This window comes from Mesorhizobium sp. WSM4810 (assembly GCF_055811235.1).
The window spans coordinates 1-13,272 of sequence record NZ_JBVVQV010000042.1; the positions used below are offsets into that span (position 1 = coordinate 1).

A 13,272-nucleotide genomic window follows, 5' to 3' on the forward strand; every position below is an offset into this window, starting at 1 on the left:
AGAGAGCGATGCAGGAAGCTGCCTAGGTAATCGGCGCTTCGACGGAATCAATGAGCACGTCATGAACAATAGAGAGACCGCGCCTCCGGACGACGGTGGCGCGCCTTTGTCGCCGGTGCCGGCCGGCCAGGCGCCAAGCCTGCGGCAACTCCTGTTCGAGCCTAACATCTCGGTCAACGGTCTGATCGACGACGGCACTGTCGTCTTCTTTCTTGGTCGCCTGGAAGCCGTACGCCAGAGCGGCGACGACCTCATCATGGAGCTCAACACCAACGGCGGGGATGCCGATGCGGCCCGGCGGATTGCCCTCGAAATTCGGCTGTTTGGGCAGCATTCAGGCCGGAATGCGTACTGCGTCGGCAAGACGAAAGTGTATTCGGCGGGGGTGACTATCTTCGCGGCTTCCCGAAGCCGTTCCGCTTCCTCACCACGGACGCGGTTCTCCTGGTGCATGAGCGGTGTATGCAGACGAGTGTCGAACTGAATGGCCCGATGAAATCTTCCATTCAGATCGTGCGCGAGCAGCTTGCGCTACTTGAGACAGCGGAGCGACTGGAAATGGACCGGTTTTAAGGAACTCGTTGAGGGCAGTTCGCTTAGCATTGACGAACTCTACCGCCGAGCGACAACGAATTCCTACATCCACTCTGAAGAGGCCCTCGACCTGGGGATAGTCGCAGATCTGCTGCGCTAGCATAGCCGTTCAGGCGAGATATCCGCGGCGATATCCGGAGTATCGGATTGACAATGCAAATCCCGCGCTTCTTGGGAGAGAGCACGGGCCACGAGTATCGACTGCACTTGGCGGGCGATCGGAACCAACGGTGGGTGGCGACGTTGCGATGGCAGTAAAACTAATGCTGACCCAACGGAGACCAACATGACAGAGCCCAAGGAACGTCTGGTGCAGTGGCTTCGCGACGCTCACGCCATGGAAGAACAGGCCGAGACCATTTTGAGCGGCCAAATCGAGCGTCTGGAAAACTATCCCGAGATTCGTGACCGGATGAACACGCATCTCGAAGAAACGAGGCAACAGGCGAAACGTCTCGAACAATGCCTCGACCGGATTGGCGATGGATCTTCGACCCTGAAGGATGCCGGGGGTAAGATAATCGCCTTCGGACAGAATATCAGCGGCATTTTTGCAGGCGACGAGGTGATGAAAGGATCGCTAGCCAGCTACACGTTCGAGCATATGGAAATCGCCAGCTACAAGATGCTCATTGCCGCAGCCGACGAGGTCGGCGACCTCGAGACCCAAAGCGCGTGCAAAGCAAATTTGCGCGAAGAAGAGGCGATGGCCGACTGGTTGGAAAACAGGCTCGGCACAGTCACCAGCGAGTTTCTCAGACGCGACGAGCGGGACTCTGACACCGCGAAACGATGACGTGCAGAGGCGCCGCTCTATTTGCGCTTAAGGGCGAGCTGTCGCGACCCATACGCGGGGGAATGGCGAGCCCTTCACCTGCTACGAGCCTATTGCTCCGGAACCGCGGAGGTCTGCGGATGATTTCGCGCGGCCTCGGCAATCTCGGGGATGTATTTGGTCGCGGTGCAGCTTCGGTTCGTGTTCGAGCGCGCATCGAACACCTCTTTTTCGCAGACCCGCTCAGCGAGCTCGATGGGAACATGCACAGCCAGAGGCACCTCAGTCTCAGAGATTCCGAGCTTGGCTGCGATTTTCTGTTTCACCTCTTGCCTACCGAGCGAAACGTCAACGCCGACGTCTTGCGGGTCCTGAGAATCTTCCGTCGTCGGCGATGCGCCTTGCCCGGGTAGATCGTCTCGCTGCCCAGTCTGAGCAAATGTCTGAACGGTAAAGAGCAGACATGTAATCACAGCCGGCAGCAATAATCGGTGGGGGAGTGTTTTCATGCCCAGCCTCCTGCAGGTGCCTTGAACAACGGGCAAAGTGGTCGAAGCGTTCCAGAGGAGCGGCGTGCGCTTTGGGGAGCCGATGCAGCCCGCCGTGCCGAAGAATGTGGCAATTTTTGTGCTGTGCTGTTGGAACCTGATTTGGCGACAATTTCAGTGCCGCAACACGCGCTGTGCTGTCGGATCGGGGAGAACAATGCGGCAAAAGGCAAGCATTCACCGACAAAGAAAAACAAGACAGAAAGGAGCGCACGCCGGATGCTGCGCGGGAATTGATCGAGGTCGAGCGCGCGGCACGAAATGCAAAGACGGCTCGGCTCCGGCAACAACGACTGAGAATTGAAACCGCTCTTGCTGGGGCACCGGCACCGCAACCGAAGAGGGATTGGAAGGTGAAGAGGTGGTAGTAGGCACGCTGCACGTGGCGCTCTCCAATCATCCGCGGCGGTGCCGGAAGGCGCCGGCTTCCTGCGCCGCCTGGCCGGCGGCGAGATTCGGCGTGCGCCAAAAGAAGGGCTTGGTGCAGCTCACGCAAGCTTTGCCGCCTCAGACCTCAGCATAGGAATTAATGTACGGGAATTACCAAGCCGTAGCCGCCACGGAACTAACAATCCGGCTCAAACTTACTTTAGCGATCCGGGTCCCTCACTCGGATCACCGGTCACCTCGATCGGATTGGCCCGTCCTCGTACCTGGGCGGGCCATTGTCGCCGGGCGACCTGACTGACAGGAGTGAACAACAATGTTTGCAGATGAGATTGCGGCAGGGCGTCTGAAATCCCTAGTCGACCACTATATGGAGACCAGGAAAAGGCGGCACGATGTGGTTTCCACATCGAGGGCTGAAACCGCCATACGGGAAGTCCTCCCCAATTGCCCTGTGTCCGGCAAAGCCCTTGATGACATGATTGCCGCCTGTGCCGTCGAGCATGGTCTCGGCGTGCTGTTCGACAGGTCAGAAGTCACCGACAGCGTCAGATGACCGCTGGCCTGCGAAGGCGCTCAAGGCAGTCCGACACGTCGAGTGTCCGGTTCATATATCCCCCGGTTGGTACGTTTCCGACACTATCCGTGAGCCTCCATGCATCTAGATAGCCATGGAGGTGGAGTGAGCATGCCGAGATATTTTTTCCATATCCGGAGCGAGGACGGGCACCTGGTGGAGGACCTCGAGGGGCAGGAATTCGCGGATATGGCGCAGGCTGAGGAGAACGCGATGGCCTCCGCCAAGGAGATCCTGGCGGAAGGACTGCTCAGCGGGAAGCCAGTGCTGACAGGCGCGGTCTTTGAGATATGCAACGACAAACACGCATTGGTGTTGCGATTTCCTTTCTCGGATGCCGCTACAAAGCCCGGTGCCCGCCCTTAATGCCTAAGTGACTGGCTTTCGGACTTTAGCACCCCATATGTAGTTTCATCGTTCGCACGTTGTCACGGGCGCGAACGGCTGGGAGATCGGAAAGCTCTTGCCCTACCGAGGGTGGAGTCATGTTTAACCAGCCCAATACGCTCTATCAAAATAATTTACTGCGGCGACTTTTCCCTAGCGATCTGGCATTGCTCGAACCCCACATGGAACGGGTAGCGCTGCCGATGCGGACCCAGCTTGAGTCGGCGAAGTCCGTTATCGGACACGTGTATTTCCTAGAAGAGGGCATCGCGTCGGTCGTCGCCAAAATACCTAAGGGCCGGGATACCGAGGTCGGCCTGATCGGCTTGGAAGGCATGACCGGAGCCTTACTGGCCCTAGGTGGCGATCGCGCCGCACATGACACCTATATGCAACTGGCGGGAAGCGGCTTGCGAGTTCCAGCCCCGGCACTGTCGTCTGCTCTGTCTGAGAGCACTACGCTGAAGGCTCTTCTGCTTCTCTATGTCCAGACCCTCTATATTCAGACCAGCTACACCGCCCTGGTAAACGCACGGTCGAAGTTGGACGAACGTTTGGCTCGCTGGCATCGTCATCAGGGATCGTGATGGTCTGTTCCAGTTGGCCGATGGCACCTACAGCGAGCCGGAGCGGGAATATGAGCGGTTGCTGGGGAAAACCGACTAGCCCCTATAATCGGCGGCTTCGGCGAAAGTCGCGGTAGCGACGAGCGCCACCGTCATCGGCAATTCAACCGACGCCTCGCGCTGGCGCTCCCCACCGCCTAACCCTTTCGCCATCCATATTCTTCACGGCATAAATCGCTTTCGCGAACCGGCACTTGCATGATCTGGGACTTCGCTACCCAGCGGCAGTTTGCGTGTGCACTTCGCCGAAGTTGGACCCAGGAAGGTGCCCATCCGGCGTCCAGGCAGCCTTGTGTTCTCAAGTTACATTCTTATCAATATTGTGGGAGCGCTCAGAGACCGGCGGCTCGCTGTTTCCGCTCGAAAGTTCTCATGGCCCGATGGATGTTCCGGAGAGCTTGGCTGGAATCGTGCCACCCTTCGAATTCGATCTGCTTGTCGGTGCCGGACACCGACGCCAGGAAAAACTGCTCGATCTCGGATCGCAAACGATCCGGAATATTCTCGCCAAGGAGAGACTCGCTATGCGCATCTTGCTTGTGCGGGAAAAATACATAGCGATCGTTTCTCACGGTCTCGCCGTTCTCCGTTTGCATGACACGAAGGGCCGCCAGCAGATCGCACTTGATGACAACACCGGGAGCGCTGGCTGCCTCATGGATGACTAGACCGTCGAGGGCGTCGCCATCGTCGCCCAGCGTAGAAGGCAGAAAGCCCCAGTCGTAGGGGTAGGCTAGGCCTGCTGGAAGCGGCCGCGTATATTCGAAAAGCTTCTTCTTGGGTTTGTAAGTCAACTTTGCTTCGGTGCCACGCGGTGTTTCCACGACTACCCTGATCCGACCCTTCGATGTAGTCGTAGGCAGTGTCAGATAATTCGCCACGTTTGGTCCTCGCCAGTCCATCCCAATGGCCCTAGACTTCTCTAAGCGGCGGATGGCGGATTTGTTCCGAACGTGCCTATCCGCGTCTTCACAAAAACCGGTGCGGATTGGACGCGCAAATACACTGGGCTCATCGAAGCCGCCAGAGAGCTTGAGGTCGAGAATGCGATCATCGACGGCAAGGCTTCAGGGACACGCCGGTCCACTGCCCAAAGAGTTGAAGAAACGGCCGGCGAAGCAGTGGGCCAGAGGCGGTGAAGCTGCATATCGAGCACCTCCGCGGCGAGCACGGTTATATCCGACACGGTTCCGTGCTGGGAATCAGCGACGAATGGGAACCGAGGTAGTTGGGAGCATTGGCTGGCTGAAAAGGTGCGGCAGCTCTACATACGTCCTTGGCCCATAGCTTCACGTATTCGGCGGCTGCTGCCGATGGCGCTCAGCTTCGGCTGCATGCCATTCTCGGTCGATGGAGCCTTCCTCAGCCTTGTGGAAGTACTGCGAGCAAACAAGCCAGCCTTTGAGCGGTCTTAGCAATGCAACACACGCGCCAACGGTGAGGGGTAAGGTTGTGATCACATGCATCCAATAGGACGGCTCATACGTGAACTGAAACCATAGTGCGAAAGCCAGCGCCGGGAATGCCACAATCGACATGGAAAAGAAGGCCGGGCCATCAGCCGGATCGGCGAACGAGAAATCCAATCCGCATACATCGCAATTCTGCGCCAGCTTGAGATAGCTGCTGAACAGATGCCCCTGTTGGCAGCGTGGGCAACGCCCCTTGATACCGGTTAGGACGGGGTTGGTCGTTTCATTGTAGTAGGTAGGCATCCTGCAAAACCACATCGCCCCGGCATTGGTTCCGAGGCAGGCTGCGTCCTTGTTGGGGTTTCGGCGTCGAGGAGTAACTGGTTTTGCTCGCGCCAATGTCGCGTAGATAGCGCAGCTTAAGGAATCTAGCAAAACCCCTAGCTCCGCTCGCCGAACTCTGTCCCGTTCCAGGCGTCCAGCGACGATCGTCGGGTGGAATCTGGATGCCTGGTGCGGCCGAACTCACGGCCAATTTGAAATCCCGCGTAAATGAACAGCCGCTGGGTTCGAACAGCGCGTAATAACCGATGGCAGGCGTCGAACGTGCGAACATTTTGGCGCGGCAAGCTTCCGTTCCTATAGGCGGGAAATTCAATCAATTGCAGGAATCGAGCGGTAGCTGTTCGCCTACCTCAGTGGACGCAGACAGTGGCCACCAACAGCACTGCAGGATCCATGTTGAAACACTCTCCAGATCGCTGCCGAATAGCTGGAGCCAAGCGTCCTGCGCGCGGTAGGCGATAACTTCGCGCTGAGCTCGGCCGCTGAAATGCGAACGATGAACTCTGACGCCGATTCAGTGCGCCAAGCACGATCTGGGTGCTTTTGGTCTCAACGAGATTGCGATAGGCGGCAATACATGGGATCGCGGTTCTGGCGTCATTCCCTCATAGCGGTAGCAGCTCGTACATGAGCGCGGATGGCAGTGGCGTCTCTGATCTCCATTCGGAGTTGGGCGATCTCACCGCGCAAGACGACCATTCGCACCCGATGATGCGTAAGGCTGGCACGCAGAACCCGCGCTAGCTCGGTCTCGTTAAATGGGTAAATTTCGCCCATGTAGCACGGCTTGTCGGGTATCTGCTAATTGGGTCTGTCAAAGGCGGCGCTCGTCAGCTTTGTTTTCATCGCGTCGCCTTCCGCCAGCGGCCGATCGCGCCCCGGCCTCGCTGCAAAACCACCGTTCACCTTTTGCTCGAGGTAATCAGCGTCTCATTGTAATATTCTTGGCCTGGTACACGGTAGATATGCTCACCAGAGTTCACGCCGATGTTGCCTTTAAAGTTGCAACCTGAACCGAGAAGGCTGACGCCCGTCGATGACTCGCGGACCGTCTGCAGGAATAAAGCTTCGGCCCTAGATCACGGCGCAAGAGACGCGCTTCTCTCAGGATCGAGGCACGATCAAGTCCGATCAGCGATACAATGCCGCGTATTTGCTGCTCGGTGGCACCTGTTTCCTGCGCAAGTGAGCGTACATAGTCGTCTGTCAGGCGGGCCCGCCCTGCTTCTTCTGCCATCAGACAATGCCTTGCGTTCGGGGCAGGAGTCCGATGGTCGCTCCCAAGCGTCAGCGCCCATTGTGTGTGGCTGGCGATCTCACACTGTACCGACTTGCCTAGGTTTTATCCAGATGGAAGCGTGCTCGCCAGCCGCGGATGCCCTGGCCATCGAACTCGCCAAAGCTACGAGCACGGAATCGTCGGCAGGTTTCTCGACAAAAGTTCCGGCCTTGAAGGCCTCACCTCGGCCCTCGATGTCCGTGGCACTATAAATCACAAAGGGGATGTTGCGGGCCACGAGTTCTTCAGCAACCGAAGAGCTGACGCCGTCCTGCAAGAGCACGTCCAGTATAACGACGTCCGGCTCAACCAGGGCCAAAATTTGTCTTGCACGAACGCAACTCGGCTCCGAGGCTACCGCAAAGCCAGCCTGTTTAAGGGAGGCCTCGATCTCAACGACGATCATCGGCTCGTCCTCAACAATCAGTGCTAGTGGCTTTCTCATGTGCTCCTCCTGCTGGGCAGGAGCACGACGTGCGCTGAGACCACGGCAATCAGTTCATAAGCCTGTCCGGACCAGAGTGCATGCTCATTTGTTAAAGCGAGCGAAAACACATCGCGCCAAGAGACATGGAGCCAGGCTGTCATGCGATCGTCGACTGCATGCTGGATGCCGGACGGGTACGTCGGGAGATCATGCGCTCGCTCCGGCCGATCGCCGCAGTGCAATGATCACTGCCGGGCCGGCCTATTTGAGTCACGACCGGTCTCAAAAGGCGTACACTTCACAGGTCGCCCACACTTCCGCGGCAAAGGGGCCGGAGATCGACAACCCGACTATTCGTCTTTCTTCAACTCTTCAGCTTCGTCCTTCAGCCGCTGCCAGTCCGCGCCGTGCTTGCGAAGCAATGCCCGCGCCTGTTTGGGCGTCACATCTGTCACCTCCGCCAGGTGCTCAACTTCGAGTTCTGCACCCTTCTTAACTCGGCTCGTGTCGCTCGTCCTCTTGTGCGCCATCTGTTGCGTCCTCCTGACCCACGGTCAGTGCAACGGATGTTCAACGTTGTGGTTCCGCCCCTGTGGAACTAACTGCCGGCCGTGTAGTTTTACCGCCGAATGAGATCCCAAATGCTTCGGTTCTTAATCGGTCTTGGCGCGCTGTATGCGGCATTTCAAATCGGCCGGGAGTTTGGCCGCACAGACGCGGAGGTCATCCAGACTCCACCCGACGATCGTCGCACGACGCCTGGAAACGGGGCAGAGTTCGGCGAGCGGAAATAGGGGTCTGGTAACTCCTCAAGCTTGCGCTATCTACGCGCGACATTGGCGCGATTACGCACTTATTCGGTTCTCGGCGATCGGCTTACATTAGCCAGAGTGAACGGAACGGGTTCCGCTGGGCCGCGGCAACGAAAGTTGGTCGTCGGCGTTGCGCTTGTTCGCCCGAGGAGGAAATAACTTGTGCCAAGCCTGGATGCGAAGCCCCGCCAGTTTCCCACGCTCGCAGGCATTCTGTTTGGCCTTGGTTTGGGCGGCTTTTTCGACGGCATCGTCTTTCATCAGCTGCTCCAGTGGCACCACATGCTAACCAGCGCCGGCTATCCCGCCGACAGCGTCGAAAACCTACGATTCAACACGCTCCTCGATGGCCTGTTCCACGCCGCCACCTATCTGTTCGTTGTGCTTGGGCTGCTCCTGCTCTGGCGCGCCGCGCATCAATCGCACCTTTGGTGGTCGGGAAAGATGCTGGTCGGCACAATGCTCATCGGATTTGGCTTGTTCAACCTCGTCGAAGGGCTGGTGGATCACCAGATCCTGGCCATCCACCATGTCAACGAGACCGTCCCGCGGGAGCAATGGATCTACTGGGATTTGGGTTTCCTGCTTTGGGGTGCGCTGATGTTGGTCGGCGGGTGGAGGCTGTGGAGGCAGGGCAGGCGTGCCTCGCGAGGCTAGTTGCGTTGAGGTGCCTGCCTAGTAGCGCGATCGCCGCGCAGATGCCAGATGCGCAGCTTCATCTCGGGCGTGTCCACCTCTTATCCGCATCAGCAGCGTGGAACATCTGAGGCGAATGCAAGTTCGGCCGGTAACACCCACGGAGGTAACCAAGTCCTTGTGTCCAGCTTTCTCCTCGGACGTGCTCATCCGCAAGCTGCGTGGCATCGCTGAGATCAGCGATGATGACGCCGCAGCCTTAGGAGGCCTCACGATTCAGGAGAAGGATGTTCCGGCTAACAGGGATATCCTCATAGAAGGCGATCGGCCAACCAACTCATTTGTCGTCTTGGACGGCGTGGCATGCTCATACAAGCACACTGGTGCGGGAAAGCGGCAGATCACCAGCTTCTTTGTCGCAGGCGATCTCCCGGATCTGCACGGCATCCATCTGGCAGTCATGGATTGCAGCTTCTCCAGCATGACGCCGGGCAGATTGGGGTTAATCCGCCACAGCGCTCTTCGCTCGATTTGCGAACAGCGCCCGCGCGTTGCAGCCGCGTTCTGGCGATCGACCCTGATTGACGCTGCAATCTACCGGGAATGGGTCACCAACGTCGGGAGACGGGACGCCTACGCTCGTATGGCCCACATGTTATGCGAACTCATTGTGCGGTTAAGGTTTGCTGGACGCATTGAGGACCACGTCGCGGATCTGCCGATCACCCAGGCAGCATTTGGTGATGCGGTGGGTTTGTCCGTGGTTCACGTGAACCGCACGCTTCAGGCGCTACGAGGCAACGGGCTGATCGCGATGTCAGGTACAAAGTTCCGTGCCGTCGATTGGCCGGGTTTGGTTCAGGCAGGGGACTTTGATCCGACTTACCTGCACCAGAAGGACCCGGACGTGGCATTCTAATGACGGAAGCCAATATGCCAAGGTATTTCTTTGATAGCGGCGATCGCCAGCATCTCGTGGAAGACAATACGGGTCTGGAATGCGAGGGGATTGAGGCAGCGCGCAATGCAGCCGTCGAAGGATTGACCGAGCTGGCAAAGGACGAACTGAAAGGTCTCGATGGGCAGCAACTCATCATGGATATCAGGGACGAGAGTGGCAGAAAGGTTCTGAGGCTTAGCCTGTCGCTGGTGATCGAACCGCTTGAGTAAATGCCGTCTCGCCGACATCCAACAAAGATGAACCTCGACGTCGCGGTTGAACATGCGGCGCACCAGCCGCTCGTAGCTGTGCAGTGAACGAGGACCGGGCTTTTAGCCGACCTCGCGGATCAAGGCGGTGCGGGCTTTGCCGAGCGATACGAACAGCCGATCTAAAAGGCCTTCGTCCACTTCGGAAGCCAGGCCGAACCGCCGGTCGTGCTCAACGATCCTGTCTTGGATCGACACGAGGATTTCATACCGAGCGACAAGGCTCGTCAGGACTTCCTGATGTTGGGAGGTCAACGCTTTTCTTTCCGCGCTACAATCGGGCATAGAGTCGAAGGCGTTCATAAAGAACTGCCGTCTCGTCAAATTCGCCATCTGAGAAGAGTTCCATTGCGCTAACGCTCAGGCGCTCAGCCTGCTCGCTACCGACGGGAACACCTTCCTCAACGCAAACACGATCAAAGACCTGCTTCAACAAAGTCAGGTCACTAGGAAAGGCAATGCCACTCTTTGCAGACTTAAGGCCGACCATATGCCTTTCCTCTCATTGGGGCGGAATCGCGTTAGTCGCTAACCGCGGGCGGTACCCGAGAGTGATTAGCGCCGATCGGAAGAGGGTAAGGCAATGGGCGCAGAGAGTCTTGAAAAACGTTTGTACGTTTTTATCAAATGCCGTGGCTCTTAGAAACCAAGTGCGACCTTCCGATGTCTCGGCATACAGGAGACGGCCGCCGTGACCGTTGCCCTGAGATCATGTGGATGCCGGATCACCGATCAAGCGGGCATACTCTGCCTCCGGCTGCCCATATGAGCCGTCTGCCAAGGCGATGAGCCCATCTCGGTCGCGGACAATAACCTCTCCACGATTTGACCTGATCAGGCCGCGGCCCTCCAGCAACTGAAGTGCCACGGTGACGCCCGGCCGTCGTACTCCCAACATGACTGACAGGAACTCATGGGTAACCGGCAGCCGTTCGCCTTCGATGCGGTCGTCGCACATGACCAGCCAACGTGCCAGCCGTTCTTCTATTTTCAAGCGCGCATTGACCAGGGCGGTGTAGCTCGCCTGGATATGCGCGTAATGCACATAGCGCAGCAGAAACAGCCGCAGCGTCGGGCTGTCGGAAAGCGCTTCATTGAATGGCTCGGCGTCCATGCTGAGAACCTCGGCCTCCACCTGAATGTAGCAGTCGTGCGGGGATCGATCGCTACCCATGATCAGCGCCGAGCCAGTCATGCCCTCGAAGCCGATGAGGCGAACCTCGGCATCAATCACCGGACGAAGCTTCGCCACCACCGAGCCGATTCCAGCCTCAAAGAAGTGGACGGCCTCGATCGCGGCGTTTGCGGTTTCGAGCTGAGTTCTCAGAGGCAGAAAGCTGCTTTGAAGGTGAGGCCTCAGCAATCGCAGGTCGGCCGGAGCCATGCGTCGCAGCAAATGATTTCTATATGCAGTTTCTGGGCGGCGAGTTGGCTGCGGGCGGGCGCGGTCCTTTGAAAGGACGAGGCCAATTTTTGAGGTGTTGGGGCTGCTCATAGCTCCCTCCCGAATTGGGGCGGAAGCACGATGCTCGCTCACAGCCAGCGATGCCCGTGAAATCTATCGCCGATAAGAGAAACCTACGCCGATCGGCGCGGAGAGTCGATGCTGTCTGACTGGTCGACACCGATGGCTTTCGTGGATGCCTCATGCTGCCGGGAAACGGCACGATGAACCTTTAACTGTCCAGGCAAGCAGTGCGACGCCGATGGCTAGGAAACCAGAACAACCGCCAACCCGGCCCAAGGCCTGTGTCTGCCAAAGCGGCCACTCGCTGAGAAGTCGCTTCATGCCGGCGAACGCACACGCCTGGTGTTCCGTGCGGGCAATAAAGCCCGCGCCCCTGGAGGGAGAGGACGCGGGCCGATCGGTGCATCGGGCCGATCTGCAGCCGTTCATTGGGAGGGAACAATAGCTGCACGTGCCGAACTTTCGTGTCGAGCATGTGTTCCTGAAGTAGGGCAAAAAACTTGCGAATAATTAGGATCGCAACGTACAATACTCGCGAGGCCGGCACACACCGCGTCCGCAAAAGTATTGGAACCGTTACAGGGATTGCGCATTACAACCGTAGCGGTCGATCCCTCGCCAGGATATAGCCGCGAAGGTGCTCCTCAAAGGCCCGCTGCGGTCCCCTCCCGCGGCGGGCTTTCTTGTTGCCGATCGGGTGCCTCTTCGGTTTGCCACTATTGCAGCAGGACGATCGGATTTAGCCTTAAGTCGTTGCTCTCGCAACCGAGTCGCCTTCGCATCTCTTGCGCCGCGCTCAACCTGTGAATGCCCGTGCAGCATCCGTGGTGCGCTCCTGTCTGTCGTGTTTTTCTTTGTCCGTTACGCCTCTTCTTTCCCGCTGGTTTGTCCTCCGATCTGTCGGTACAGGCGCCTTTTGGCGAGCGGTTAGGCCGCACTTGCTGAGCCGGCGGATGGCGCATTGTCGGAGGCCCTCGCTCTTGACAGCGCCTCCTGAAGCCGAGCTTCCTGTTCGGGTGAGAGTGAGGAGCGGATGATGCGCCCTTTGAACCGGGAGAGCTCCCGGCGCACCGGAACTGCGCCCGCACCAAGCGCCGTGACCATGGCTGACAATCCGGGAAATCCGATTTGGTAGCCTCTTATCGAGGCTCTTCCCGCTGCATAGAACGGATGTCGGCCGCAAGATCGTTGCACTCTGCGCTCGCAGCATGCGAAGCAGCCTCCGCCAGGGCTTCGTTCCAGACTGGACGTGCGACGCGATCCGTTTTGAGCAACTCCTGAACATCGACTGCACCGATCCGAAGCGGCGGGCGGATCGCTCGCCGGAAAGGACTCCAGGCTTGCCTCGTAGACGGGATCGTCGACAAACTGCTCGCTATCTTTTCCTGCCATCTCGCATCCTCTTCTTGTGCGTTAGCTCAACAAGGGCCGGAGGTTCCTCGCCTTACCTACGGGTGCGTTGCATCTGCTCGGATCGGCAATGGTGCGACCCGATTTCTATGCTGCGCGGTCATGGTTGGGATCCCTTTCGGTGCCAAACGTCTTAACCTGCGTCCCACTCAAAGTTCCCCTTTGAAAGCTCAGACGAGCGGAAAACTAGCTGAACCTCTTCAGGAGGAACAACTGACGATCAGGTGGGTTAGGCTGCCGCCGAGAAATCGGAGCTATTCAATCAGAGAGCAAAGATGCACTTGGTAAGCGGCGCGCCGACATGCGCGGCAGTTCGGCAACAGCAAGGCATGTCGAGAGTGGTAACGTCTGTTCACATTGCGCGCGGTGGCCGCTAGTGG

At 58.2% G+C, this 13,272-nt stretch carries 17 protein-coding genes; 9 read left to right on the forward strand and 8 right to left on the reverse strand.

Annotation, left to right across the window (positions count from 1 at the left end):
* Both AC0L3O_RS32910 and AC0L3O_RS32915 read left to right on the forward strand, forming a co-directional pair.
* Positions 1-484, forward strand: a 484-nt coding sequence (locus AC0L3O_RS32910) for a hypothetical protein (RefSeq protein ID WP_473617760.1), incomplete at its 5' end; no start/stop codon positions are given.
* A gap of 396 nt (positions 485-880) precedes the next feature.
* Positions 881-1,390, forward strand: a complete 510-nt coding sequence (locus AC0L3O_RS32915) for a ferritin-like domain-containing protein (RefSeq protein ID WP_065008846.1) — start codon at positions 881-883, stop codon at positions 1,388-1,390.
* Between the two features lie 89 nt (positions 1,391-1,479).
* Here AC0L3O_RS32915 and AC0L3O_RS32920 read toward each other — a convergent pair whose 3' ends face one another.
* Positions 1,480-1,878: a YdbL family probable chaperone protein gene (locus AC0L3O_RS32920; protein WP_473617761.1), complete on the reverse strand. Its 399-nt coding sequence runs from the start codon at positions 1,876-1,878 to the stop codon at positions 1,480-1,482.
* Between the two features lie 21 nt (positions 1,879-1,899).
* On the opposite strand from AC0L3O_RS32920, the gene AC0L3O_RS32925 reads away from it, so the two are divergent.
* From AC0L3O_RS32925 to AC0L3O_RS32940, 4 genes are all read left to right on the forward strand, one after another.
* On the forward strand, positions 1,900-2,154 hold the full coding sequence (locus AC0L3O_RS32925; protein WP_473617763.1) for a hypothetical protein: 255 nt from the start codon (positions 1,900-1,902) through the stop codon (positions 2,152-2,154).
* 466 nt (positions 2,155-2,620) lie between these two features.
* A complete protein-coding gene (locus AC0L3O_RS32930) occupies positions 2,621-2,860 on the forward strand; it encodes a hypothetical protein (RefSeq protein WP_473617764.1) in 240 nt (79 codons plus the stop codon).
* Between the two features lie 132 nt (positions 2,861-2,992).
* Positions 2,993-3,247 carry a DUF6894 family protein gene (locus AC0L3O_RS32935; protein ID WP_473537224.1) on the forward strand — a complete coding sequence of 85 codons (255 nt, stop codon included), beginning with the start codon at positions 2,993-2,995 and terminating at the stop codon, positions 3,245-3,247.
* A 119-nt stretch (positions 3,248-3,366) separates the two neighbouring features.
* On the forward strand, positions 3,367-3,855 hold the full coding sequence (locus tag AC0L3O_RS32940) for a Crp/Fnr family transcriptional regulator (protein WP_473617765.1): 489 nt from the start codon (positions 3,367-3,369) through the stop codon (positions 3,853-3,855).
* Between the two features lie 371 nt (positions 3,856-4,226).
* On the opposite strand, the gene AC0L3O_RS32945 is transcribed toward AC0L3O_RS32940, so the two are convergent.
* From AC0L3O_RS32945 to AC0L3O_RS32960, 4 genes are all read right to left on the reverse strand, one after another.
* Positions 4,227-4,718 carry an inorganic diphosphatase gene (locus tag AC0L3O_RS32945; RefSeq protein ID WP_473617767.1) on the reverse strand — a complete coding sequence of 164 codons (492 nt, stop codon included), beginning with the start codon at positions 4,716-4,718 and terminating at the stop codon, positions 4,227-4,229.
* 465 nt (positions 4,719-5,183) lie between these two features.
* On the reverse strand, positions 5,184-5,609 hold the full coding sequence (locus AC0L3O_RS32950) for a DUF983 domain-containing protein (protein ID WP_473617768.1): 426 nt from the start codon (positions 5,607-5,609) through the stop codon (positions 5,184-5,186).
* Between the two features lie 1,358 nt (positions 5,610-6,967).
* Positions 6,968-7,375, reverse strand: a complete 408-nt coding sequence (locus tag AC0L3O_RS32955; protein ID WP_082982428.1) for a response regulator — start codon at positions 7,373-7,375, stop codon at positions 6,968-6,970.
* A gap of 332 nt (positions 7,376-7,707) precedes the next feature.
* Positions 7,708-7,887 (reverse strand): DUF3606 domain-containing protein, encoded by a 180-nt coding sequence (locus AC0L3O_RS32960; RefSeq protein ID WP_473617770.1) that lies wholly within the window; start codon positions 7,885-7,887, stop codon positions 7,708-7,710.
* 444 nt (positions 7,888-8,331) lie between these two features.
* Between AC0L3O_RS32960 and AC0L3O_RS32965 the strand changes: the two genes are divergently transcribed.
* The 3 genes from AC0L3O_RS32965 to AC0L3O_RS32975 all read left to right on the forward strand — a co-directional run bounded on the left by AC0L3O_RS32965 (position 8,332) and on the right by AC0L3O_RS32975 (position 9,975).
* The gene (locus AC0L3O_RS32965) at positions 8,332-8,826 is read left to right on the forward strand and encodes a DUF2243 domain-containing protein (protein WP_473513624.1); all 495 of its coding nucleotides are present in this window, start codon (positions 8,332-8,334) and stop codon (positions 8,824-8,826) included.
* A 181-nt stretch (positions 8,827-9,007) separates the two neighbouring features.
* On the forward strand, positions 9,008-9,724 hold the full coding sequence (locus AC0L3O_RS32970) for a Crp/Fnr family transcriptional regulator (protein WP_473617771.1): 717 nt from the start codon (positions 9,008-9,010) through the stop codon (positions 9,722-9,724).
* Complete coding sequence (locus AC0L3O_RS32975) at positions 9,724-9,975, forward strand: DUF6894 family protein (protein ID WP_473513621.1); 252 nt, start codon at positions 9,724-9,726, stop codon at positions 9,973-9,975. The genes AC0L3O_RS32970 and AC0L3O_RS32975 overlap by 1 nt, the downstream gene beginning before the upstream one ends.
* Positions 9,976-10,077: 102 nt before the next feature.
* Here the strand turns inward: AC0L3O_RS32975 and AC0L3O_RS32980 are convergent, their stop codons facing one another.
* The 3 genes from AC0L3O_RS32980 to AC0L3O_RS32990 form a co-directional block, all read right to left on the reverse strand.
* Positions 10,078-10,317 (reverse strand): hypothetical protein, encoded by a 240-nt coding sequence (locus AC0L3O_RS32980; protein WP_473494795.1) that lies wholly within the window; start codon positions 10,315-10,317, stop codon positions 10,078-10,080.
* Entirely contained in the window at positions 10,286-10,504 is a 219-nt protein-coding gene (locus tag AC0L3O_RS32985; RefSeq protein ID WP_473617773.1) for a hypothetical protein, read from the reverse strand. The genes AC0L3O_RS32980 and AC0L3O_RS32985 overlap by 32 nt, the downstream gene beginning before the upstream one ends.
* 219 nt (positions 10,505-10,723) lie before the next feature.
* On the reverse strand, positions 10,724-11,398 hold the full coding sequence (locus tag AC0L3O_RS32990; protein WP_473617791.1) for a Crp/Fnr family transcriptional regulator: 675 nt from the start codon (positions 11,396-11,398) through the stop codon (positions 10,724-10,726).
* Positions 11,399-13,272 lie beyond the last annotated feature (1,874 nt).